At 39.4% G+C, this 24,702-nt stretch carries 22 protein-coding genes; 2 read left to right on the top strand and 20 right to left on the bottom strand.

The window, feature by feature from the left end; genetic code table 11:
• Positions 1–15 precede the first annotated feature (15 nt).
• Complete coding sequence (locus tag C511_RS0104070) at positions 16–840, bottom strand: glycogen/starch synthase (RefSeq protein WP_024996268.1); 825 nt, start codon at positions 838–840, stop codon at positions 16–18.
• Positions 841–1,087: 247 nt separating this feature from the next.
• Here C511_RS0104070 and panC point away from each other — a divergent pair, with 247 nt between their 5' ends.
• Together panC and panD are read left to right on the top strand one after the other, a co-directional pair.
• Positions 1,088–1,936 (top strand): pantoate--beta-alanine ligase, encoded by an 849-nt coding sequence (gene panC, locus C511_RS0104075; protein ID WP_024996267.1) that lies wholly within the window; start codon positions 1,088–1,090, stop codon positions 1,934–1,936.
• A gap of 21 nt (positions 1,937–1,957) precedes the next feature.
• A complete protein-coding gene (panD, locus tag C511_RS0104080; RefSeq protein WP_024996266.1) occupies positions 1,958–2,311 on the top strand; it encodes an aspartate 1-decarboxylase in 354 nt (117 codons plus the stop codon).
• Between the two features lie 81 nt (positions 2,312–2,392).
• On the opposite strand, the gene C511_RS0104085 is transcribed toward panD, so the two are convergent.
• From C511_RS0104085 to C511_RS0104175, 19 genes are all read right to left on the bottom strand, one after another.
• Complete coding sequence (locus C511_RS0104085) at positions 2,393–4,687, bottom strand: bifunctional dihydroorotate dehydrogenase B NAD binding subunit/NADPH-dependent glutamate synthase (protein ID WP_024996265.1); 2,295 nt, start codon at positions 4,685–4,687, stop codon at positions 2,393–2,395.
• A gap of 133 nt (positions 4,688–4,820) precedes the next feature.
• Complete coding sequence (serS, locus tag C511_RS0104090; RefSeq protein ID WP_027317851.1) at positions 4,821–6,095, bottom strand: serine--tRNA ligase; 1,275 nt, start codon at positions 6,093–6,095, stop codon at positions 4,821–4,823.
• Positions 6,096–6,236: 141 nt separating this feature from the next.
• Positions 6,237–6,503, bottom strand: a complete 267-nt coding sequence (gene rpmA / locus C511_RS0104095; RefSeq protein ID WP_024996264.1) for a 50S ribosomal protein L27 — start codon at positions 6,501–6,503, stop codon at positions 6,237–6,239.
• 22 nt (positions 6,504–6,525) lie between these two features.
• Positions 6,526–6,843: a 50S ribosomal protein L21 gene (rplU, locus tag C511_RS0104100; protein ID WP_024996263.1), complete on the bottom strand. Its 318-nt coding sequence runs from the start codon at positions 6,841–6,843 to the stop codon at positions 6,526–6,528.
• A 153-nt stretch (positions 6,844–6,996) separates the two neighbouring features.
• On the bottom strand, positions 6,997–7,887 hold the full coding sequence (locus C511_RS0104105) for a DUF3667 domain-containing protein (RefSeq protein ID WP_034781402.1): 891 nt from the start codon (positions 7,885–7,887) through the stop codon (positions 6,997–6,999).
• A gap of 10 nt (positions 7,888–7,897) precedes the next feature.
• Positions 7,898–8,782: a TraB/GumN family protein gene (locus tag C511_RS0104110; protein ID WP_024996261.1), complete on the bottom strand. Its 885-nt coding sequence runs from the start codon at positions 8,780–8,782 to the stop codon at positions 7,898–7,900.
• A gap of 115 nt (positions 8,783–8,897) precedes the next feature.
• A complete protein-coding gene (locus tag C511_RS16155; RefSeq protein WP_024996260.1) occupies positions 8,898–9,605 on the bottom strand; it encodes an ABC transporter ATP-binding protein in 708 nt (235 codons plus the stop codon).
• Between the two features lie 8 nt (positions 9,606–9,613).
• Positions 9,614–11,101, bottom strand: coding sequence for a DUF5687 family protein (locus C511_RS0104120; protein WP_148297712.1), 1,488 nt, complete (start codon positions 11,099–11,101; stop codon positions 9,614–9,616).
• A gap of 18 nt (positions 11,102–11,119) precedes the next feature.
• Complete coding sequence (locus C511_RS0104125; protein ID WP_024996258.1) at positions 11,120–13,948, bottom strand: M16 family metallopeptidase; 2,829 nt, start codon at positions 13,946–13,948, stop codon at positions 11,120–11,122.
• Between the two features lie 170 nt (positions 13,949–14,118).
• Positions 14,119–14,928, bottom strand: coding sequence for a 3-deoxy-8-phosphooctulonate synthase (gene kdsA / locus C511_RS0104130; protein ID WP_034781405.1), 810 nt, complete (start codon positions 14,926–14,928; stop codon positions 14,119–14,121).
• Between the two features lie 13 nt (positions 14,929–14,941).
• Positions 14,942–15,868: a diacylglycerol/lipid kinase family protein gene (locus C511_RS0104135; RefSeq protein ID WP_024996256.1), complete on the bottom strand. Its 927-nt coding sequence runs from the start codon at positions 15,866–15,868 to the stop codon at positions 14,942–14,944.
• A gap of 77 nt (positions 15,869–15,945) precedes the next feature.
• Complete coding sequence (miaA, locus tag C511_RS0104140; protein ID WP_024996255.1) at positions 15,946–16,857, bottom strand: tRNA (adenosine(37)-N6)-dimethylallyltransferase MiaA; 912 nt, start codon at positions 16,855–16,857, stop codon at positions 15,946–15,948.
• A gap of 44 nt (positions 16,858–16,901) precedes the next feature.
• Positions 16,902–18,104, bottom strand: a complete 1,203-nt coding sequence (locus C511_RS0104145; RefSeq protein WP_024996254.1) for a hypothetical protein — start codon at positions 18,102–18,104, stop codon at positions 16,902–16,904.
• A 42-nt stretch (positions 18,105–18,146) separates the two neighbouring features.
• The gene (locus C511_RS0104150) at positions 18,147–18,791 is read right to left on the bottom strand and encodes an ATP-binding cassette domain-containing protein (protein ID WP_024996253.1); all 645 of its coding nucleotides are present in this window, start codon (positions 18,789–18,791) and stop codon (positions 18,147–18,149) included.
• 15 nt (positions 18,792–18,806) lie between these two features.
• The gene (locus C511_RS0104155; RefSeq protein ID WP_034781426.1) at positions 18,807–20,294 is read right to left on the bottom strand and encodes a DUF4836 family protein; all 1,488 of its coding nucleotides are present in this window, start codon (positions 20,292–20,294) and stop codon (positions 18,807–18,809) included.
• A gap of 33 nt (positions 20,295–20,327) precedes the next feature.
• The gene (locus C511_RS0104160) at positions 20,328–21,026 is read right to left on the bottom strand and encodes a 16S rRNA (uracil(1498)-N(3))-methyltransferase (protein ID WP_024996252.1); all 699 of its coding nucleotides are present in this window, start codon (positions 21,024–21,026) and stop codon (positions 20,328–20,330) included.
• A gap of 1 nt (position 21,027) precedes the next feature.
• Positions 21,028–21,594, bottom strand: a complete 567-nt coding sequence (locus tag C511_RS0104165) for a bifunctional nuclease family protein (RefSeq protein WP_024996251.1) — start codon at positions 21,592–21,594, stop codon at positions 21,028–21,030.
• Positions 21,595–21,596: 2 nt separating this feature from the next.
• Positions 21,597–22,814 carry a nucleoside permease gene (locus tag C511_RS0104170; protein ID WP_024996250.1) on the bottom strand — a complete coding sequence of 406 codons (1,218 nt, stop codon included), beginning with the start codon at positions 22,812–22,814 and terminating at the stop codon, positions 21,597–21,599.
• Between the two features lie 144 nt (positions 22,815–22,958).
• Positions 22,959–24,623, bottom strand: a complete 1,665-nt coding sequence (locus C511_RS0104175; RefSeq protein WP_051260444.1) for a tetratricopeptide repeat protein — start codon at positions 24,621–24,623, stop codon at positions 22,959–22,961.
• Between the last annotated feature and the right edge of the window lie 79 nt (positions 24,624–24,702).

The raw sequence follows: 24,702 nt of genomic DNA on the forward strand, positions 1-24,702 counted from the left end.
ATCGTTTAGTTATTCCTATTTGTTTTCTGACTCCCAAACTTTATCATAAAATTCGTCACAAGCATCATGAAATGCCTCTGGCGTTTGATAATCAAGTACTAACTTACCCGACTGACGTGCGTAATTCATAACCTCTTCATTAACAGATTCACTGTTTTGGACTACTCCGTCAGAATAGTCGATGGCCAGCTTCATTAATGAAGTGTAATCTACGGGTGTGCTTAAACTTTTAATATCATCCGCACTAACTCCTTTGATTATCAGTTGAGAAGGGAAATCTTCTTTGAATGTGCTTTTAAAATCTTCACCATACACAGAAAATACTACTTTAGTATCTCTAAACGAAGGTTCGTCTGCATAAGCTTTTTTTATGTATAACGGTGCCAAGGCAGTTAGCCATCCATGGCAATGAATTACATCAGGAACCCATCTGAGCTTTTTTACTGTTTCCAGAACTCCTCTGGCATAAAAAATAGCGCGGCTATCATTGTCTTCATATTCCAAACCGTTTTCATCGCATGTCTGTAATCTGTTCTGAAAATAATCATCGTTGTCAATGAAATATACCTGCATTCGTGCTGCTTGAATGGAAGCCACCTTTATTATGAGTGGATGATCCGTATCATCAATAATCAGGTTCATCCCGGAAAGTCGAATTACTTCATGTAGTTGATTTCTACGTTCGTTTATGTTTCCCCATTTAGGCATAAAAGTTCTGATTTCTCTTCCTTTTTCCTGTATTGCTTGTGGAAGATAACGTCCTATATTTGCCATTTCAGTGTCTGCAACGTAAGGAGTTATCTCCTGTGTAATGAATAAAACTTTATTAGCTTTTGCCATAATAACAATCATTCTCGTAAATATTCTGCAAAGATATAAAAAAAAAAGGGCATTAATACAAGTCGGACGGCTCTATAATTACTTGTGATATGTTAACTCTTTGTAAATCAGTTAATAATACTTTGCTTATGCATGCATTGGATATAATATAAGCTGCATTAATTTACTGTATTCTTTCGTTATGTGGTAAATAATGGTTTATTTTGCAGTGTTTTTTGAAAAGATAATCTGTCATAAAACGAATGAAATGGAAGTTATTCATACTATAAAGGATCTCAGAGATAAGTTAGCAAAGCTGAAAATTCAAGGTAAATCAGTGGGTTTAGTGCCTACTATGGGAGCTTTGCATGAGGGTCATGCGTCACTGGTGAAACGCAGTGTAACAGAGAATGATATAACGGTTGCTAGCGTTTTCGTTAATCCGACTCAATTTAACGATAAGAACGACTTGGTTAAATATCCGCGTACATTAGATGCCGATTGTGTTTTGTTGGAGGCAAATAAAGCAACTTTGGTGTTTGCTCCTTCTGTTCTGGAAATGTATCCCGAGCCCGATCAAAGGCAGTTTAGTTACCCACCTTTGGATGTTGTAATGGAGGGTGCATTCAGGCCGGGTCATTTTAATGGTGTTTGCCAAATAGTCAGTAAGCTGTTTGACGTTGTTGAACCGAATAGGGCTTATTTTGGTGAGAAGGATTTTCAGCAATTGGCTATAATTCGGGAAATGGTTAAGCAGATGAATTATCCAGTTGAAATAGTGGGTTGCCCCATCATTCGTGAGAGCGATGGACTTGCACTTAGCAGTAGAAATGCACGCCTTTCTTCTCAGGAACGTGAAAATGCTTTAAAAATATCTGATACATTATTTAAAAGTCGTACCTTTGCAGCCACTCATACGGTGAGTGAAACATTACAGTTTGTTGAAGAGGCTATCAAGAAGGCTCCCGGGTTAGACCTTGAGTATTTTGAAATAGTAGACGGATACAAGTTGCAACGGATTGAAAGTTGGGATGAGACGCCTTATGCTGTAGGATGCATTACTGTTTTTTGTGGTGAAATACGTCTCATTGATAACATTAAGTACAAAGAAGTTTAAATTTAAAATGGACCAAACCTTATGATGATTGAAGTGTTGAAGTCGAAAATTCATTGTGCCCGTGTAACAGAAGCAAACTTGAATTATATGGGGAGCATCACAATTGATGAAGATCTTATGGATGCAGCCAACATGATTGCAGGTGAAAAGGTGCATATTGTTGATAATAATAATGGTGAGCGTTTTGAAACCTATGTAATCAAAGGTGAGCGAGGATCTGGCATGATTTGTTTGAATGGTGCGGCAGCTAGAAAGGTACAGCCGGATGATATTGTCATAATCATGTCATACGCCATGATGGATTTTGAGGAAGCGAAACAATTTAAACCTATTGTTATATTCCCTGATCCAACAACAAATAGTGTTGTTAAGTGAAATAAATAGGCTTACTATTAAACCATAAAAAAGAAGAAGGCATCCTGAAAAGACGCCTTCTTCTTTTTTATGTGAAGTTATTTATTTCTGAACTTTAAGTTTTTCGTTCATGGATGCTGCTGCCTTTCTGCCGTCTCCCATGGCCAGAATTACGGTAGCGCCACCTCTAACAATGTCTCCTTCCGCATAAATTGTGGGTATAGAGGATTCCATATTTTCGTCAACAGTGATAGTACCTTTTCTTCCAACTTCAAGCCCTTTTATTGAGCTAGGCACAATTGGGTTAGGGGATACGCCTACACTGACAATTGCCAAGTCAATGTCAACGGTAACAGTAGCACCGGGGATGGCTCTTGGACTACGTCTTCCTGATTCATCCGGTTCTCCTAATTCCATCTGTTGCAGTACTACTTGTTTTACTTTGCCTTGTTCGTCGGCAATGTATTCAATCGGATTATGTAAGGTCAGGAATTCTACCCCTTCTTCTTTTGCGTGTTTCACTTCCTCCAAACGCGCAGGCATTTCTTCTTCCGAACGACGATAAATAATCATAGCACGTTCAGCTCCAAGTCTCTTGGCTGTTCGCACTGAGTCCATTGCCGTATTACCTCCACCTATTACTGCTACATTTTTACCTAAAGATACGGGCGTGTCAGAGTCGGGACTTGCTGCATCCATGAGGTTTACTCGCGTTAGGTATTCATTAGAGGACATAATATTGATAGAATTCTCACCGGGGATGTTCATGAAATTAGGAAGACCGGCACCCGATGCGACAAAGAATCCTTTGAATCCTTCTTGTTTGAGGTCTTCAATGCTGATTGTTTTCCCTACGATACAGTCTTTGATGAATTCTACTCCCATTTTTGAAAGATTGTCAATTTCAACATCTACAATCTTATTGGGTAAACGGAACTCAGGAATTCCGTATTTTAGTACACCTCCAATTTCATGCAACGCTTCGAATACCGTTACGTCATATCCGTATTTTGCCATATCTCCTGCGAAGGCGAGTCCGGCAGGTCCCGAACCGATGGCGGCTACTTTTATTCCGTTCTTTTCTGCTATAGTAGGAACAGATATTTGTCCGCTTTCACGTTCGTAGTCGGCAGCAAACCGTTCCAAGTTTCCTATGGCAACAGCCTCTTTACCCATCTTTAAGTGGATACATTTTGATTCGCATTGTTTCTCTTGAGGACATACGCGTCCGCATACTGCGGGTAATGCACTTGTTTCTCTTAACGTTACTGCTGCTTCAAGAAATTCTCCACGTTCAATGTTTTTTATAAATTGGGGGATGTCAATTCCTACAGGACAACCTTCCATGCAACCCGGATTGGCGCAATCTAGGCAGCGTTTGGCTTCAATGACCGCCTGTTCGGCTGTCAGTCCCTGATTAACTTCTTCTTTACGGCTATGAGAACGATATTCAGCATCAAGTTCATTCATCTTAACGCGGGCTATACCGGCTCTTTCTTTGGCTTTAATTGATTTTCTTAATTCTTCGCGCCAAGGAGCGTCTCTTCCAGTAAGTTCAGTCTTTTTGGTAGCTTCACAGTTGGCTTCAAGCTTATTCATTTCCTCACGCTCAATGCTTTTGAAAGCATTCATGCGTTTCAACATTTCATCAAAATCAACTTGGTGTCCGTCAAATTCAGGTCCATCAATACAAACAAACTTGGTTTTTCCTCCTATGGAAATACGACATGCTCCACACATTCCTGTTCCGTCAACCATAATGGTATTCAATGAAACATCCGTTGGAACTTCGTACTTTTTGGTAAGTAGGCATACGAATTTCATCATAATAGCCGGACCAATAGCAAAGCACTTGTTTACCTTCTCACGCTTGAGAACTTCTTCTACTCCTTCGGTGACAAGTCCTTTTCTGCCATATGATCCATCATCCGTCATAATAATGACTTCATCAGAACTTTCGCGAATCTCTTTTTCCAAGATAATTAATTCCTTGCTTCTGCCTGCCAATACTGAAATAACTTTATTGCCTGCTGCTTTTAGAGCTTGAACAATAGGAAGCATGGGAGCAATACCTACACCGCCTCCCGCACAAACTACAGTACCGAAGTTTTCGATGTGAGTGGCCTGTCCCAGTGGACCTACCACATCTGTAATATAGTCTCCCACGTTGAGTTCGCACAACCGCGTTGATGATAATCCAACTTCCTGAACTACGAGTGTAATAGTACCTTTTGCGATGTCGGCACCTGCAATAGTCAGTGGCATACGTTCGCCTTTTTCCCCAACGCGAACAATTACAAAATGTCCGGCCTTGCGTGATTTTGCGATAAGAGGAGCATCTATCTCAAGCTTAATAACTTTCTCGGAAAAGTGCTCTTTGTTTACGATTCTGTTCATTATTTAATTAATTTGTTGTAATTTGTATGTAACCTATGTCAGATTGTTGCGGGACAAAGATACTGCTATTTTGGTAAATGTAAAAGAAAAGCCACCTCAAATGGGTGGCTTTTATCATGTTATGAACAAAAAATTAATCAATTATATCAAAACCGCAATAAGGAATCAATGCTTTGGGTATTTTAATACCTTCTGGAGTTTGGTTGTTCTCTAGTAATGCAGCAACAATTCTAGGCAAAGCCAAGGCGGAACCGTTTAGCGTATGGCAAAGTTCTGTCTTTTTCTCTCCGGATCTGTAACGGCATTTAAGTCTGTTGGCTTGGTATGATTCGAAATTTGATACCGAACTTACTTCCAACCATCTTTTTTGAGCAGCAGAGAATACTTCAAAGTCGAACGTGATTGCAGAAGTGAAACTCATATCTCCTCCGCAAAGTCGCAAGATGCGATAGGGCAGTTCCAGTTTCTGAACCAGATTTTCAACATGGGCAATCATCTCATTTAGCGATTCGTATGAGTGCTCTGGTTTGTCAATACGTACAATCTCTACTTTATTAAATTGATGCAAGCGGTTCAAACCTCTTACGTCTTTACCGTAAGAACCGGCTTCACGACGGAAGCACGCAGAGTATGCGCAGTTTTTTATCGGCAATTCTTTTTCTTCCAAAATAACATCCCGATAGATATTAGTTACGGGAACTTCAGCGGTTGGAATCAGATATAAATCATCCTCATTGGCATGATACATTTGTCCTTCTTTGTCGGGTAACTGTCCTGTACCATACCCGGAAGCTGCGTTCACCACGTAAGGAGGTTCTATTTCAAGATAACCTGCATCCCTTGCTTCATCGAGGAAAAAATTGATAAGTGCTCTTTGTAAGCGTGCCCCTTTTCCTTTATAAACAGGAAATCCGGCTCCTGTAATCTTGACTCCGAGTTCAAAATCAATAAGATCATATTTTTTGGCTAGTTCCCAATGTGGAAGTGCGTCGGCTGGCAGTTCAGCATGGTTTCCTCCCATTCGTTCAACGACATTATCCTCTGCGCCATAACCTTCGGGAACCCCCTCATTAGGGATATTGGGTATGGTATATAATAAATTCTGGAGCTCAGCTGCTGCCTCATTCATGGCTGCCTCCAGCTCCTTGTTCTTTTCTTTTATTTCATTTACCTGCAAACGCGCAGCTTCAGCTTCTTCTTTCTTACCTTCTTTCATTAGCTGACCTACGGATCTCGATAAGGAGTTTACTTCTGCCAGGTTTTTGTCTAACTGATTTTGCGAATTACGTCTCTTGTCGTTTGCTTCAATCACCTGAGAAATCACTTCTTGAGCATTCTTAAAGTGTTTTTTCTCCAGACCGCGTAATACAGCGTCTGTATTTTCTGTAATTTGTTTAATGGTAAGCATATCTGTTTTTTTAATATCAAATTTCGTATGCAAAGATAAATAAAATAAAGACACGATGTGATTTATATATAAAAAGAAAGAGGTGCAACTTAAAAGTTACACCTCTTTCTTTTTTCTTTTATTTGTATTTTCAACAAAGAATTATGCTTCTGTTTGAGCAGGAACAATAGATACGAATCTCTTGTCTTCTTTACCTTTCTTGAAAGTTACAATTCCATCAACTAAAGCGAAAAGAGTGTGGTCCTTTCCCATTCCGATGTTATTTCCCGGGTGGAATTCAGTACCTCTTTGACGAACGATGATGTTACCTGCTTTGCAAGCTTCGCCACCAAATATCTTCACGCCTAATCTCTTACTTGCTGATTCGCGGCCGTTCTTAGAACTACCGACACCTTTTTTATGTGCCATTTCTTCTTAAAATTTAAAATGATTAAGCTACTACTTCTGTGATTTTTAACTCTGTAAACTGTTGACGGTGTCCGTTACGTTTTCTGTAACCTTTTCTTCTTTTCTTGTGGAAAACGATCACTTTGTCGCCTTTAACAAGGTTTGAAACAACTTCACATACAATTTTAGCTCCTTCGATAGTAGGAAGACCCACTGTTACAGTTCCGTCTTTGTCTACCAAAAGAACTTTGTCAAACTCAACTGTTGATCCGTTTTCAGCTTCTTGCATGTGGTGAACAAACAGTTTTTTGCCAGCTTCTGCTTTGAATTGCTGACCGTTGATTTCTACGATTGCGTACATCTGTTATAATATTGCTATACAGGTTTGATCCGGCGGGTGGTCTTTAATCACTCAAAGTACACTTAGTTTACCCGTTGCGGAATAATCAGGGCACAAAATTAGATATTTTCTTTCAATCAGACAAACATTTATGTTTTTTTCTTTTATATTATCTTAATTGAATATCCAGAGTATGAATACCAATATGCTGGCTAAAAATAATGCGAGTAAAATTAGTATTAAAATTAAATACACATACATCAGTACTGTTCTGAAAAACGTTGTTTTAATCTTATCATTGAACAATTGCAGGTTGATCCAAAAAGAAAATATAAAATACAACCACCAAGGTAGCGAATCTTCCGGATCCTTCGATAAGGGAAGAAGTAATATTGAAACGATAAATATTTGGCATGCAGCATAAGTCCTCACTAGGAAATATTCAACTAAGTTTAAATTTAGCTTCCGTGCCCCTTTCCTAAAAGCAATTTTCATGGCTAAGGCAGATACTGGCAACATCCAAATAACCCCTAACGCTCTGTTGCTGCTAAACCAGCTATCTAACAATTTGTAAACGGACTTAATGAATTCATTTTCCGTAATCCATTTTCCGACATTGATTTTCCCTAATTCAACAACTAATTCTTGGTTTTCTTTATCATTGTTAATTATGCTTTCTGCGGAAGAATATAGCGCTTGACTTAAGAGTACGTATACAGCTCCTAACACGAATAACATCTGAAGAGGTCTGAAATAGCGTATTCTTTTTCCGGTTATATAATCATTTATCATATATCCCGGTCTTATAAACAACTCTTTTATAGTGAAAAAGAATCCACTATCAATGTTTATCCATCCTCCAATCATGTTTTTGGCAATCCATTTGTATGAAAACCTGGGTACATCTTTGTGCTGACCGCAGTTAAAACAATAGTTTCCGCTGAAGTTTGTTTGGCAGTTGCCACAGATTGTAATTCCCTCTTGGTGATATACCGGGATTTTCTTTCCTTCTTTGATTCGACAAGTGATTAAACGAATGTATGCCTTGATTCTTTGAGTATTCATGTTATTCGATTTACCAAACAGCTTCAATCTGATATCCTTGGGCTCTCAATAAATTAATCAAGCCTTCTTCTCCTGGCAGGTGTAGAGCTCCTACTGCGATAAAGGAGGGTGCTGTTTCTATTAATGCAGGAAGTTTCTTAGCCCATGTTTTATTACGGGCAGTCATCATGCTTTCCATTTCCTGAGGAGATGGATCACAAGAATTCCCCCGTCTTTCTTCAGATATTTTTAGCATGAGGTTAAGATCTTGAGCTATGTATGCTTCTGTGAGTCTTTTTAAGTCATTAATAGCTTGAGGTATATCGCTCAAACCGCAAACTAATAGTTGAGCTTGTCGTTGAAGTGAACTGCTGTTGTAAAGTATATTAAGCTGAAAATCGAGGGTTTCCAGTGCTTCTATTTTTTTCCCTTTCTCAGTACCCTGCTTCTGAAAATAAGAATCCAATTGTTCTTGAGGGTTGAAGTTGTCAACGTGTTTGACGTATATTACTACAACTGCATTATTAGATATAAAAGCTGGTTTGAGTTTGGGAACTTGCGACAATTCGAAGTTGAGGTATTCTTTTGTGAATTTGTTAACCATATCATAATCTGACGGTGAAAAGAGAGTCTGTAGTGTGGTATCACACTCAATCATCATCTTTTGTTGCAGGAGTTGTATGTTGGCTGGTTTATGTATGTCTGACATATTTAATTCGCCAATCACTTGTGTTGTTGAATTCAAAGCTGTTTGCATACCTTTTATACTATCTATAATACTTAGTGGGGCTAGATGATGAGTCCCCATAAGGTATGAAGGAGCCTTAAGTCCCTTACCGGTTATTTTCCACAGAAGTTGAGCATTTGTATTTAAACTGAAGCATGCTAAGAAAAAGAGAAATAACTTTAGTTTCATAATAGTATTTTTATTTGATTAATTAATACCTATGCGTGCCAGAACTCTATTATTGAGCCCTGGCACGCTGTTTTTACATGCTGTCAGACAAAGTTGTGAAGCGACAGCTGATAAGCTATTCAACAGTTACATTGAAATACTCTTCCAATTCTTTTTCGGCGGAATTATTTTCATTTTTGATGTCTTTTATTATAACTCCATGTTCTAACAAAGCTATGCGCGGACAAATATCGACCGTATGGCTTAAGTTATGGCTTGAAATAAGTATGGTAGCATGAGTTTCTTCATTGTACTTCTTCAGCAATTGTTTGATAATGGATTGCGAACTTGGGTCTAAGAAATTAAACGGTTCATCCAGAATTAACAGTTCCGGTTGATGAAGCATGGCAGATATAATGCCAATCTTTTGTTTGTTACCAGCTGAGAAATTACGTATGTATTTCTTCTGTCCCATGACTTCACCATTCATGAATCTTTCAAAAGTTGCCAATCTCTCATCAACGGCTTCTTTCTTCATTCCGTTCATCTTTCCAACAAAATAGAAATATTCCTCGGGTGTAAGGTAGTCAATAAGAAACCCATCGTCAATAAATGCTCCAGTGAATGTTTTCCATTCTTCATTCTTGCTTACATCAATGTCTTTGATCGTTACATTGCCCTTGTCAGCTTTCAACAAATCTAGTATCAAACGGAACAAAGTAGTTTTTCCCGCACCGTTATTTCCAACAAGACCAATCATCTCGCCTGGATTAATAGTATAGCTGTTAATATCGACTGCTATCTTTTCTCCAAATATTTTCTGTAATTCATTTATCGTAATCATATCTCTTCTTATTTTGTATCTCTGAAACCTTCCATATTTTTATATCTTCTTTTCATGAATCGCACATAAACGTTTTTAATCCAAATATGTGCGGTTAGCGTGAATCCCAATCCTATTCCGAGCAGAATGAATGCACCTGCTGTTTCGCCAAAAGCCGATTTCAGGCCGAAGTTCAACAGCATAGGTAAACCAAATGAGGTGAAACTTACAATTGTTTGAAATCCGGTTCCCGAAGCTTGCCTACCTGTCACCCCTTCATTTAAAGGAACTGTTTTATTGTTGTAAACAGCCAACTGGAATAATATAAAATAGATGGGGCCAATCGCAACGAAACTGAATGACAATGCATCCAGGACGCTGATCTTTCCCATTATCATTGCCGGAATCATTAAGATATTAGGAATAATCACTCCCAAACTATAAAAATAATATTTGGCTTTCAGCAGGTTGAATATGGATTCTTTTCGTGTTATCAAACCATCAATGTAGTTACCTTCAAAGCTCATTATTTGAGTTAGGATTACCATACCAAAGGCAACGAAAGCATAGATAGAAACGAAGCTTTTCATGAATGTACCGTCGTATGCTCCAGAGAAACTCAGCATAAGAGAGAAGAATACAACAATAATGGCAATCATTCTCAATGAAGTTTTGCATCTTTTGTTTCTAAACAACATCTTTAGCTCTAGACGCAAATACTCACCAATTTCACCGTATTTTTCAAGGAAACTATAATCGGAAACATGTTTCACCTTCGTATCTTCCACCTTGTTCAACTCTGAATAAGCTAATTTGCTTAACAGCCATTTGTTGATAAACCAGGCAGCAGCTATGGCGGCTAATGTTCCGGCGAAAAACAGTACATTACCTTCAATGTAACCTTCGCCTAAATCCATAGTGAGATTGTCGACAATACTCTCTTTCGGAAGGAAAGCGGCTACTCCAATTAAGGCATAAACAACGAGAGGTAACCCGATCCAATAAAGCTTTTCATTGATTAGCGTACGGCAGAAAAGATACCAATAGTTATTTAGCACCATTAATAAGTAGATACCAAGTGAATAAGTAATCACTCCCATTACTCCATAATACTTGGTTACTGTTATAATGGCAAATGGAACAAACATGAATAGCCATAAGAAGTTAAACGGGTCGACTCCAGAGCGGATGAGCAGGAAATCTTGTATCCTGCTCTTTTTGATTGGTAATAATAAATAGGGCTTTACTTCCTGCGTAGGGGTCTTTTGAAAAGAAAAACGAGATAGAAAGTCCAATGCTAAAACAAATATCAATCCGCTGTTCAGCACATGATAAGGTTCCATGTTGGGTATTCCTTCGGCAAAAGTAAATGCAAAAGTTGTGCCGAAGAAGATGAGGTAGCCCGCCCAAAAGACAGACATGAAATACATGAAGAATTTCCCAAAACGATTCTTCTCATACATCGGATGTCTTTTGGCGGCAAGCCTGTGATGTTTTCTTAGTTCATTAAAAAGCATAATTCTGTATACAAGTTATTATTTCTTTTTCTCAGGACTGATCATGCTGATCTCTACCCGATTGTTTTGAGAGAATATCTCTGAAGCAAACTTCTGTATGTCTGCATTTGAAATCGCATTGACAATGTTTACATATTCATTGCTCATGTCGCTTCCGGTGAAGAGCATTTCGTCAATTTGTCCCAGCCAGTATCCATTCTCTTTTTGATTTTCGGTATGTTTTTTGAGCATGAATTCTTTTACTTTGCTGAGGTTTTCTTGAGTAGTACCTTTGTCGGCAATCTGTTGAATCTCTCCCAAAATGATTTGCATTAACTTATCTTTCTTGGCCGGATCCGTATCGAACATGATTTGCAGGTTGTAGCTTTCTTTAGGGAATTTATCGAGCGCTCCGCTTACATAAACGCCATAAGTACCGCCTTCCTCTTCACGTACCTTTTCGGTGTATAACAGTGTGAGAATTTGTTCGGTCATGCTCATGAGAATGTTGTTTTTAAGATTATAGCTGCAATTACCATTATAAAAAACAAATTCCGATGCTTTAACTGCTTCTTGTTCTTTTATAAATTCACTTTTATAAAGACCCTTTTTGAAATAAGTTTTATTGTCTTTGAATGTTTCCTTTCTTTTCAAATTAGGCAATGAACCCAAATACAGTTCAATATAAGGTTTAATGCTATCAATTTCAATGTTTCCTACAAAAATAAATTTGAAGTCGCCTGCATCTTTGAATCGATCGCCATACATTGAAAGAATCTTATCATAATCAATCTGGTCAATGTTTGCGGCCTTGAGTCTTTGTTTTCTCGGATGCTTGTTGTACACAATTTGCTGTATTGAGTCCACTAAAGTAACCATTGGTTGCAGTTCTTGGTTTTGGAGCGCAGCCTTTGTTCGGGTTTTATAAGAACTAAATGCATCAAGGTCCTTACGAGGTTCCGTAAATCTCAAGTAGGTGAGTTGCATCATGGTCTCAAAATCTTTAGGAGAACAACTACCGTTAATAGCCTCTGTTTTGTCTCCAATACTAGCACTTGCAGAAGCTTTCTTTCCCGCAAGCACCTTTTCAAGTTCCGTAGTACTGAATTTACCTAAACCGCCTACTGCAGCAACGTCATTCAAATTCATTATGTTTGCTATTTCCGTATCGGGGAAGAGTGAACTACCACCTAAACTGAAGCCCTTCATGAGTATCTCATCGGCTTTAAATTCAGTTTTCTTCAGATATACTTTGATACCATTTGACAAGGTCAGTTCTGTTGTCCCTAAGATCGAATTGTTTTGTGTCTTAACAATCTTACCCCCTTTAGGCTTGTTGGCTACTAGCGGCTCATTAGAGACTTTGTCTACATAAGCAGTCAGCTCCTCAGCCTTTACTTTTGTGATAACGTCAAGAAGTTGCTCTTTTTCCGGATATTTTATTCCCTCTTTATCAGGACCGAATAACGCAACAACGAGATTACTGTCGGTAACTAAGCTTTGCATCATTTGGTTAAGAGCCTGTACCGGAATAGCCGGAGCAATCTGATTTAAAATTGTATATTCGTTTTCAATACCGGGTATCGGCTCGTTGTCGAGGAAGTGTCGTACATACTGCTGAACATAACTCTCGTTTTTATTTTTATCACGTTCATTGTATGCTGATTCCAGGTGACGCAGGTATTCGCTTTTGGCTCTATTGTATTCTGATTCAGTGAAACCGAAACGACGTGCTCTTTCTACTTCACGTAGTGCGGCAGCTAAGCCCTGCTCTACCTCGTTTTCTTTGCAAATAACGATACTGGTGAATGCATCTTTTGTTTTAGCTACAAAAAACTCCTCGTCGCCCGATTGAGCAAAAACATAAGGAGGATTGGCCGTTTGTACCAGCTCATTCAGTCTGGCATTCAACATGTTGCTAATCAAGCTTTTAGCATAATTCTCAACTACATATCCCAAGTTGTTTTTTTGTTCGAGAGGAGTATAGTCGTGCTTGTTAAAAATAAGCAGTTGCACATTGGGAAGTTCTTTATCTTTTTCAATAATAACTATCGGTTCCTTGTTGTTATTAACCGGATAATATACTCTTTCTTTCGCATTAGTTGGTGCGGGTATGTCTGAGAATATTTTTTTAATTTTAGCTTCAACCTGATCAACGTCTATATCACCAACAATGACAATCCCCTGAAGGTCAGGACGATACCATGTTTCGTAATAATCTCTTAATGTCTGATACTTAAAATTATCCACAACATCCATATTGCCTATAGGTAAACAGTCGGCATATTTGGAACCTGGAAACATTTGTGGAAGCGCCTTCTCTTGTAAACGCTGATTGGCGCTCATGCGTGTACGCCATTCTTCGTGTATGACTCCACGTTCTTTATCTATCTCTTTCTCCTCCAACAATAAGTCGTTTGACCAATCATGCAGAATGAGCAGACAAGAATCAATGGGTCCTTCTCTGTGAACCGGCACATTGGATATATTATAAACAGTCTCGTCAACCGATGTATATGCATTCAGATTTTCACCGAACTTAACGCCGATACTTTCCAGATACTCTTTTAGTTGACTGCCGGGAAAATGTTTGGTGCCGTTAAAACACATGTGTTCCAAAAAATGCGCCAACCCTCTCTGTGAAGGCTCTTCTTGGATGGCTCCAACTTTTTGAGCGATATAAAAATCGGCTCTTTTTTCGGGTAGATTGTTTTTTCTGATGTAATAAGTCAACCCGTTTTCCAGTTTTCCAATACGAACTTTGGTGTCTACCGGAACAGGGGGCATTTGTTGTGCAAAAGTAATACTAGTCTGTGCACAAAAAAAGAATGCAAAAGCAACTTTACATGTGAGAAATAGATGTTTCATTTTAGAATGTTTTTTTATGTGATTTTCTATTATGCTACATTGGTCGGCCACTGCGGTAGATTAATCACACATAACAGAAAAAAAAGAATAAACAAGGGAGGACAGAATAGGCATAGCTACCGAAACAAAAGAAAGTAGAACGTTTTGTTTCGGTAGCTATCAAGTGGTATTTACGCTTTGATTGCCTGGCGTATGCGTACTAGTTTGGTTAGCAAATCTTCCAATAAATCGAGTTGCAGCATATTGGCTCCATCACTTTTGGCAACAGAAGGATTTTCGTGTGTTTCAATGAATAATCCGTCGGCTCCAACCGCTATACCGGCTTTGGCTACAGTTTCAATCAATTGGGGCATGCCACCTGTTACGCCACTCGACTGATTGGGTTGTTGCAGAGAGTGCGTAACATCTAGTATAACAGGAAATCCGAACGTTTGCATTTGAGGAATTCCTCTGTAATCAACAACTAAATCCTGATAACCAAAGGTTGTTCCGCGTTCCGTGATCATTACGTTCTCATTGCCCGCCTCAACCACTTTGTCAGCCGCAAACTGCATAGCCATAGGCGAAAGAAACTGCCCCTTCTTGATATTTACTATTTTACCGGTCTTGGCAGCTGCTACCAATAAATCCGTTTGTCGGCATAAAAAAGCGGGTATCTGCAACACATCTACATATTCGGCTGCCATAACTGCCTCTTCCGGACTGTGTATGTCCGTTACCGTTGGAACATTAAATGTATCGCTCACCTTTTTAAGTATTTTCAGCGCCTTTTCATCACCTATTCCCATGAAAGAGTCTAATCTGGAACGATTTGCCTTGCGATAAGACCCTTTAAATACATAAGGAATTCTTAGTCGATCTGTGATATCGACTACCTTTTCAGCGATGCGAAGTGCCATATCCTCACCTTCAATGACGCACGGACCGGCCAACAGAAAGAAATTATCTGAGTCAGTATGTTTTAATTCTTTGATTCTCATCTTTATAATCAATTTAATTAGGAATAATCAAGGTTATTGCTTCAGGAATGATGCCAATGTCAATAGGGAAGTGTTTGGGTAACAAGCGACCATCTAAGTCAACCGACGCATTTTTTGCTCGTAACACCCGTACCTTTTTGGTTCTATATGACTTCACCATTTTATGATTAAGAATTCGGCCCTCAATCAACATCCATAGTCCCCACACCAACTGAAGAAGTTCCGGGCGATGAATGACCGATACGTCCAGCCATCCGTTATAGGGAACAGCACTGGGCGTCTGACCATACCCTTTGGCACTTCCCACGCAGACGGTCATGATGCGACCCCTGATGTGTTCATCGTTTATCTTGAGATGGCTTCGGTAAAGCTTTCTCTCAAAGAACAATAAAAACAGTGCAGCCACATAAGATAAGAATTTAACTCCCCAGAAGCGTTTGGTCTGATCAGTAATAGATACAATTCTAGCCCCGAGGCCTATGTTTACAGCATTCAGAAAATACCGTTTCTCGTGAGATTTTCCATTATAATAACTGCAAACCCCCACATCTATTTTCTTTTTTCTGTTATTGATAATCCAGTCAACCGCCACTTTATAGTCAAGCGTCAGTCCCCAGTAGTCGGCAAAATCGTTACCAATTCCATTGGGAATTAAACCAATGGCAATGCTGCTTTTTTCGGGAGCGTCCGATGCCATTATTCCATTAATAGCATCATTTAGAGCACCATCACCACCCACTACTACAATGGTTTTATAACCGTTATTTGCAAACATACCGGCAATTCTCTCAACGGAGCCAAACCCTTCGGACTGTATATAATCATAGGCAACTTGTTTGCTGTCTATGTATTCTTTAATTTCCTTCCATCTTTTTTGAGCTTTTCTGGTACCGGCTCTGGGATTGTATATTACTCCCCATTTTCCTGGATCTACACTCATAGTTGTTCTTTTTTTAGAGAGTTACTAGAACTTCAAAGCACTAATCAATTGACGGAGGCTTTTTCAGTTCATCCTGATTAAATTAATTTTTTAACCAGTTCTATTTTTTCATCTGTAGGCATGGATGCCTGTATCCAATGTATCTTAAATCCTTTTCTTTCCATCCCCCTGAACCAAGTCATTTGTCGTTTGGCAAACTGATGAATGGCTATTTCCAGCTGTTTAAACATCTCTTCGAAACTGATTTCTCCGGTTACATACAGCGTGAGGTACTTATATTCCAGTCCGTAATAAATCAAATCTTCGGGCTGAATGCCTTTGTTCAGCAATTGCCGAACCTCCTCAACCATCCCTTCATCCAATCTTTGACGCAAGCGTTTGGTTATTTTCTCCCGTCTAAGTTCCCTATCAATATCAACACCAATAATCAAACTGTTAATGGATGGAAACTCCCTAGCCGACAAATCATGAGTTGCATAATACTCTTCTATTTCAATGGCGCGAATGGCTCTTTTGGCCGTATCAACATCCGTCGAATTGTGGAGCGTTTTATAAGTCGATAATAGATCCGTCAGCTCCTCCAGCGTTTTACCGGCCAGCCTGATTCTCAGTTCCGGGTTTTCAGGAACAGGAATTAACTGATACCCTTTGAGAACAGACTCCAGATATAAACCTGTTCCACCGCATAAAACAGGCAATCGGCCTTTTTGTTTAATGCTTTGGTAGGCATTTAGAAAATCACGTTGGTATTCAAATACATTGTACTTGTATCCGGGTTCTGCTATATCAATAAGATGATAAGGAATCTGCTTGCCGTTGACTGTATAATCTGCCAGATCTTTTCCTGTTCCTAAATCCATCTCTCTGTATATTTGGCGAGAATCAGCACTGATAATTTCAGTGTCGAGTTCATAAGCCAATGTGGCAGCAAAAGAAGTTTTACCCGATGCAGTAGGACCCAGTATGGCAATTAAATCATAGTTTGGCATAGCAGTATCTGATTATATTTCTACAAAGATAACAAAAAAAGTGATTAACTCTTATGTAGCCAGATAGAAGCTATTTTTTTTCTGATGGCAATAATATTAATAACGGATACTAAGCTGAATAAAATAATACCAGCTACGTATGCCGGCCACATGATGGACATTTCCATTTGAGGAAACAACTGCGTAAGCACTTCCGTGTACATACCACGCATATACATAACGATGCCGATGCTTAACGCCAATACGATGAGGTTTAGTCCGAGAGTCAGAACCTGATAGGGAATGGCCACTTTGGCCGGACTATAGCCAATGAGTAGCAAACTCTCCAGCTTAACCGTATTCTTCTGAAGCAGCAAGAAAATACTCAGCATCAGGATGTAGAACGAAAGAATGCTTATAAATAAGCCTACTCCCATGACGATACCCGTTATGAGTCTTAAGAAATAAGTTGTTTTTCCGGCATCCAGCTTATCATTTTCAGCCTCGTAACCTTTTTCTTGAAAATAGCGAGCTATTCCATCGTCGGCAGGATTGTCAACCTCAACAATTAGTCGCACAGGCTGAGGCTTATTCTCATCGGCAAACTCACTATTGGCCCATTTCATAAAATCTTCCGGCACCAAAATCGTATTCAATCTGTTTGAGAACCCCACAATGTTTCCTTTGTATTGCTCTAAACGTCCGTTTCCTTTGATGACAATATCCATCTGAATCAGTCCCATAACCCCCTCGGAAAGTTTAGGTAAACTACGTGATTGTGCGAACCCAAAATTGTATAAGTTCAAGTAACTCCGGGGTATTATGATAGGGATGGAGCGACTTTCTTTGTCGAAATGCCATTTGTCCAGACTAACATCCACAAACTTGTTGGGCACCGATTCAAAAAACATCTCTGTTGACAGACTGATACCTGCCTCTTTCATCCCAAAACCGGCTGATACTTTGAACTGCGAAGGAGTAAAAGCACCTACATCTTTTGAAAAACGTTGTTCCTGAAGCGACTTCAACTCATCTTCAGAGAAAGTGTTCGTTTTACCTGCGAAAGACCCGATTGCACTGATTTTCTTTGTGACAATCAGATATTCCTTCTTCATAAAGCTGTCACCTTCCGTAAAGACAGGTATTACATCTTTATAAAACTGTATGCTTAATAAGACAATAGACATACCAAAGAGATTCGCCAGGAAAAAACCGGTTAGTTGTCCTATGCTAATGTGCTGGCGAAGAAGTTTCCAAAGAAGTTTCATTGTTTTACGGTTTTGAGCGGTTATGCCTGCTCCATGTTATACTTATAACTTTAATGTCTCAGTGTAAGGAAGCGTAATGTGCTTGCCAATAGAGGTTACGATGATACCCGCCCCTTGTTTGCTGGCTTCATCCATTAGTATCCCACCCATAATCTCTCCGTTTGTGTCATCCAGATGGCTCACCGGTTCATCCAGGAAGATAAAATCGAAAGGCTGGCAAAGCGAGCGTATGAATGCCACACGTTGTTGTTGCCCGAAAGACAACCGGCCTACTTTGCTATCTAGTTTGTCGGCAATTCCCATCGCCTCAAAGAATGAGACTATTTCTTTTTTGCTTTTAAAATGCGTTAAGTTATTCTTAAGCAATATGTTTTCCATGGCAGTAAGTTCAGTAAATAACCGCATATCCTGAAATAACATACTGATAGAATGCTTTCTGATTTCCACCCATTGTTTTATTTTATATGAACGGATGTTATCAGTATTAAAATTAATGATGCCTTGGTAATCTTTCCTGTAACCATAGATAAAGTTACACAAAGAAGACTTGCCGGTACCAGATGCCGCCTCAATCAGATAAATTCCTTTTTTCTCAAAACGTATGTCTTTGTGCCAAACATCAGACTCAATTGAGTTGCGGTCAGCAAACACTGCTGGTAGTGTTTGCTGCAAGTGAATGCAGTCCATCATTTCTTTTCTTTATTATAAACCGGTAAATTGCTTTGCAAAGTTTACCATCTGTTTCAATGCATTTGTTTTTGGGTCCTTGAGCACGAGTGCTGCTTCGCCCTTTCCGTTGTCATACCCTTTCACCTCCAGAAAAGAAATTTGAGAAGCCATGTTTCGGTACATTGCAAATTCTTCACCGTAGCTACTTAACTCATTAATAGCCGATAAATTCAAGATATTCTCGGCATTAAGTGCAAAATAGAAACTGTTTCCTGCTATGTTGGAAGCAAAAGGAGCGCTGGTCAGCGATTTTTCGACTGTTTGACCTACCGAAGCAACCAAAGCCCTGTTGTTTGTTAAGTAAGCCAAGTTCCCACTTTTACCCGCATACATAGGTATAAAAGAAGTCATGGCATACTTTTTCAAAGCAGACACCGCTTCGTCATTATCAATTTCGGCATAAGCAATAAACCCCGGGATGCCAAACATCGAAAAATCAGTAATAGCTACAGCCACCTCACCATTTACATGCGTGATGAAGTTCTTCACCTCTTTTCTTTCAGCCCCGATGAATGCATTTTGAAACTCCCTGTTCTCAGATAAAATGCCGTACAAGTCTTTCCCTTTGATGTTCATGCTGATATAGGCAACGGTTGAGGCTGGGAATAAACCGGTAAGCGAAGATTTTAGTTTGCCAAAAGCCTTTTGCTGTTTGTCGAGTTGAGCATTCAGCTCCTTGTTTTCACTATACGTTTCGTAGTTTATGCTTATTTTTCCATTCTCAAAACGGAGCGCACCTAACACAAATACTTCACGCAAATCAACATCGTCAGACAAACCGAAGGCAATTTGTTTGGTATATGCTTCGGGTAAGTCGCGCATGGAAGCAAAAAAAGTAATATCACCCTTTTGTTGTTCCATTTTAATGAACCCCTTATTCTTTACTCCGCTTTTTTCCGCATCCTGATCAAACAGTTTGGCAACAGTAGTCTGTACCTCTTTTGAAGCACCGTTGACTGTGCCCGATACAAGCATAAAAGTACCTTCATTGTACATACACACGGAGCCATCGGTCATTGTTGTGAAATAGTAATCACCTTCCTCAACCGGCTTTTTGCAAAGCTGTTCGGACGCCATGGCCTCTAATGTAGCAGTAACCTTTTCCTCATTGTCGACCTTAATCAGCAGCGTGGGGTAGGGTAGTCCACGAGAACTGAAAAGATACACCGGTTGGTTCAACGCCAAGCCACTTTCAGCCGGATCGGCTATGATTTTCTCCATTTGTTTATAGGCTGCTGCCCCCATACCCTCTTTCAAAGCATCCATTAGTTTGCTTTTCGTAGCTTGGTTCTCTTTGTCATTTAACCCAGATTTCTGAGCAATTGCCACTAAATCAAAGCGAGCCAAAACTTGCGTGTCGGCAGGTACAGCATTGGTATACTCTTTCTTATCAGAACACCCGGTTAAAACAATTATCAGTCCTATCAGAACCGATAAACAGCATGAAACATTTCTTTTCATAGTTATCGTTATATATCATCTATTCAATTTCATTTATCCATTTGCTAAAATCAGCGTATGGCAAGCCACAAGAGCAGCAGTCTCCGTTCGAAGCCTTGAATTGCCAAGGCTTATGGGAGTAAATCCCTTTTCTATTGCCTTGCTCACTTCCTCTTCGCTAAAATCGCCCTCGGGACCAATTAGTATCAGCGCATCTTCGCCCGGTTTGATCACATCTTTTAAATAAGGCTTTTCACCGTCGTAACAATGTGCTATAAACTTTTGTCCCTCGAAGTTGCCGGCTATGAATTTGTCGAAGTCAACCATTTCGTTTAGCTTAGGCAGTCTGGCTTTCAGCGATTGCTTCATGGCAGAAATCAATATCTTCTCAATGCGCTCGTTTTTAATGACTTTGCGTTCCGAATAGCGACAGTTCAGAAAAGTAAGCTCACTAAAGCCAATCTCTGTAGCCTTTTCGGCAAACCATTCATTGCGATCCATATTCTTGGTCGGCGCCATGGCAATGTGCAGGTGGCACGGCCACAAAGGTTCCTGGAAAGTAGTCTCTTTAATAATGACGGAGCAACGTTTGTTGCTCGCAGCCGATATTTCTGCCTGATAAAAATAGCCATTTCCATCCGTGAGAGTTATTTCATCCCCCTCGCTGAGGCGGAGCACCCGCGTGCAGTGAGCAGCCTCTTCTTCAGGAAGCTCGGCTTTGGTCAGAATATCAGGAGTATAAAAAACATGCATGTTATTTTTGTTTTTTTATCTTGTCGCGTAAAACCGAGGCCAGTTCGTAGTTCTCATCTTTAATCGCCTTTTCCAAAGCCATCTCAAGCTCCTCAACAGATTCAGCTTCTTCACTTTCATTTGCCATTGAATAATCATCTAGCTCCTCATCCTCATCGTAAGGCATGCATTGAGTTTCTAAAATATCATCATACATGTATATCGGAGCGTGGAAAGTAAGAGCCAGCAAAATAGCGTCTGAAGTTCGGGCATCAATTGCAACCACATCATGATTGTGCTTTAAATAGACATAAGAATAAAAGATTCCCTCCTCCACTCTGTAGATAAGTACCTCGCTGACTTTAATATTGAAAGTGCGAAGGCAACTTTTAAACAAATCATGAGTCGTGGGGCGAGGTGTTTCTACTCCTTTCAGCTGCATGGTTATGGGGTTTGCTTCAGCGGGGCCTATAATGACAGGAACTTGTCGATTTCCGTTAAGCTCCCCCAATAACAGCGCATAGGTTCCGCTGGGTTCCTGAATATTAATCACCCCAATAACCAGTACTTCTGCTTTCTTTCTTTCCATTCTTACTTTATTTCCTGATTATGTTTGTATTTAAAGACGATAGCGAATAAAATGCCCACTGCCAGAGCATACGAAGCAAAGATGAACCACGAATGAGGCCAGCCAAAGATGTCAACTACCTCGCCGGCAGCATACGACCCCAGAAAAGCACCAAATCCGTTGGTCATGATCATGAACACACCTTGCGCGCTCGATCTGATGGAAGGATCCGTTTCTTTATCAACATACAGAGAACCTGAAATATTGAAGAAGTCAAATGCAACGCCGTAAACTAACATGGAAAGTACTAACATCCATACGCCATCACCGGGATTACCGGTTCCTAATAAACCGAAACGGAGTACCCAGGCAAACATACTGATGAGCATCACATTCTTGATACCAAAACGTTTCAAGAAGAAAGGAATCAGCAGAATGCAAAGCGTTTCGGACATTTGCGATAAAGATATTAAGATATTGGCATGCTCCACTCCGAAAGTACCTTTGTAAGCATCAATCACTCCAAAGTGGTTGGTCAGGTAATCATTGGCAAACGCATTTGTAATTTGAAGCGATACCCCCAGCAGCATGGAGAAAACAAAGAAAATAGCCATTTTCTTTTGCTTGAAGAGCATGAAAGCGCGCAGTCCCAGGGTGTCCACCCACGATTGATTCTTGCACGCTTTGCTTACTTCACAATTAGGAAGTGTAAACGAATAAACTCCTAAAATGAATCCCAGCACAGCCGATGAATAAAGTTGCATGGATGATTGAGCAAACCCAAGGAGGTCGACCGCAATCATGGCGCAGATAAAGCCAACCGTTCCCCATACCCGGATAGGCGGGAAAGCCTTTACCGTATCGAGGCCCGATTTGGTTAGTGCGTTGTAAGCCACCGAGTTAGATAAAGAAATGGTGGGCATATAAAACATAACACTGCATAATATCAAGCTATAAAGCGGGAGATACTCTCGTTGCGGAGCAGCAACTACCAGTAATGCTGCACCTATGATGTGGCATATCCCGAGAAGTTTCTGGGCGGGAATCCATCTGTCGGCTATGATACCCATGATGGCGGGCATAAACAAAGAGGCAATACCCATTGTAGCAAAGAAACTGCCTATTTGGCGACCACTGAATGAGAGTTCACCGCCCAAATAGGCACCCAGAGAAATTAACCATGCTCCCCAAATTGCATATTGAAGGAAGTTCATGATCGTTAAACGAAACTTAATGCTCATAGCCTTAAATATATTTTTGTGTGTTCTTAAAAATACTGTAACATCAGTGCAAATGTATGTATTTTATTGGAAAATAAATGCTTTTTTGAGGAAAACCGGAAAAGTTCTCCTTATCATTACAGAATAGAATTAATTCTATTCGAACTAAAACTCAGAAATAAAAGCGTCAAAAGTTTCGGGAGCGCAGGATTCCCCATATATTTTCTCATAGAGTCTTTTTCGTGCGGAAGTAACGGCTTGCTTGGAGCGTGAAACTAAATATGGAATATCCTTAATGGGAATTGAAATTTTAATAAGTAGGCAAATACGTTTTTCTATTTCGCTAATTGGATAAAGAGCATTAAGACGTTGGGTGAATAAATTGTAAGTATTGTCTACAGCCTCTTGTAATGCATCCCAATCGTCATTAGTTATTTTTAATGTAGAATCGTTTACTGATTTGTGAAATAGAATATAAATGTCAGATTTTTTGAGATTCATTTCAGCTAATTCTTCTTCTTTGAGTTTCGCCTTTATTTGTGTATTTGTTTGTTCTATAGCATTCTTTTGTGCTTTTAATAACTTTTCTTTTAGCGTGTTGTATTCGCCTTTTGTGAGCTGTAATGTCTCTTCTAATTTTTTAATTTGTATCTTATTCTCTTCAATAAATTGAATGCTTCTTTTATATTGTTCTTCCTTAATCTGTTTTAGTTTGTTCAACTGTATTTGCCATTGAGCCTTTTTGCGCTTATTATATTGAATGTAGCTGACTATAAATGCTAATAGAAGAATAACTGCTATGGAAGCATATCCAATCCATAAAGTTTGATAGGCATTTTTTCTCCGCAATTTATTATTCTCATTTTCACGTAATTGATAGTTATAGAGCGAATGCTTCTTTTTTATGGTCTCTGTGGCCGTTATTTTTTGTATGGAATCCGTATAAGTATTGTAATCACGAAGTTGTTTTATTGCTGTATTGCAATCGGATTTTTCTATTGCAATGCTAGCCAGTCCCCAATGGGCCGATTGTTTAGCATAAACTGTGCCTTCATTTAGCATTTTGTTAAAAAAATAAACAGCAGAATCGGTTTTCCCTAATTTGTAATACAAATCTGCTGAAATAGAATATACCCCGCTGGCATAGCCTCTTTTAATATCTCTTGATGTGGACTGCAAGATTTGTTTGGCGAGGTTATACTTGTGAAGTTGCACATAAAGGCTAGCCAATCCATATTGCGTAACATCTATCAGATGTTTGTCTTTTATTTTTAAAGCTTGTTCATACGATTTTTTGTAATAGCATAACGCACTATCAGCATTATTAAGCCCTGTGAAGGTTCGTCCTATATCTCTTAAGTTATATACAATTCTTACACTGTCTTTTGCCATCTTATTGTAGTTGTAAGCTTCTTTGAAAGCATTCATGGCTAGATCATAAATGTCTTGATATAGATACAAAGTACCAGTTTGGCTATAAATCAGGCTAATTACTTTGTAATCAGGACTTTTCTTACTGGCTTCAATGGCTTTGTTGAAATAGTCCAATGCTTGTGGTGCATCACCTAAATCCCGATAAACACATCCCGTATAATAATAGGCTTCCGGTAAGTGTTTTTTGTCCTTATTCGATTGGTAATAGTGCAACACTCTTTGCATTAAGCTGTCAGAAGTGTGAGGAATGTATGCCTTATCTTTCGCTTTTGTATAAAGTAGATAATAATACATGCGGGTGTTTTCGGGCTCTTTAATTATATCTTTTTCGAGCTTCTCTAATAATAAAACTGCACTGTCTGGGTCTTGTATAACTATGGAATCTGCAATTTGCATAGGGCGTGGATAAGGCTTATTATTGCAAGAGTACAAGCAGAACAGAAAAATAAGTGTAAATAGAAACTGGATAGATGGC

The sequence above is a fragment of the Bacteroides graminisolvens DSM 19988 = JCM 15093 genome (assembly GCF_000428125.1).
GTDB lineage: Bacteria > Bacteroidota > Bacteroidia > Bacteroidales > Bacteroidaceae > Bacteroides > Bacteroides graminisolvens.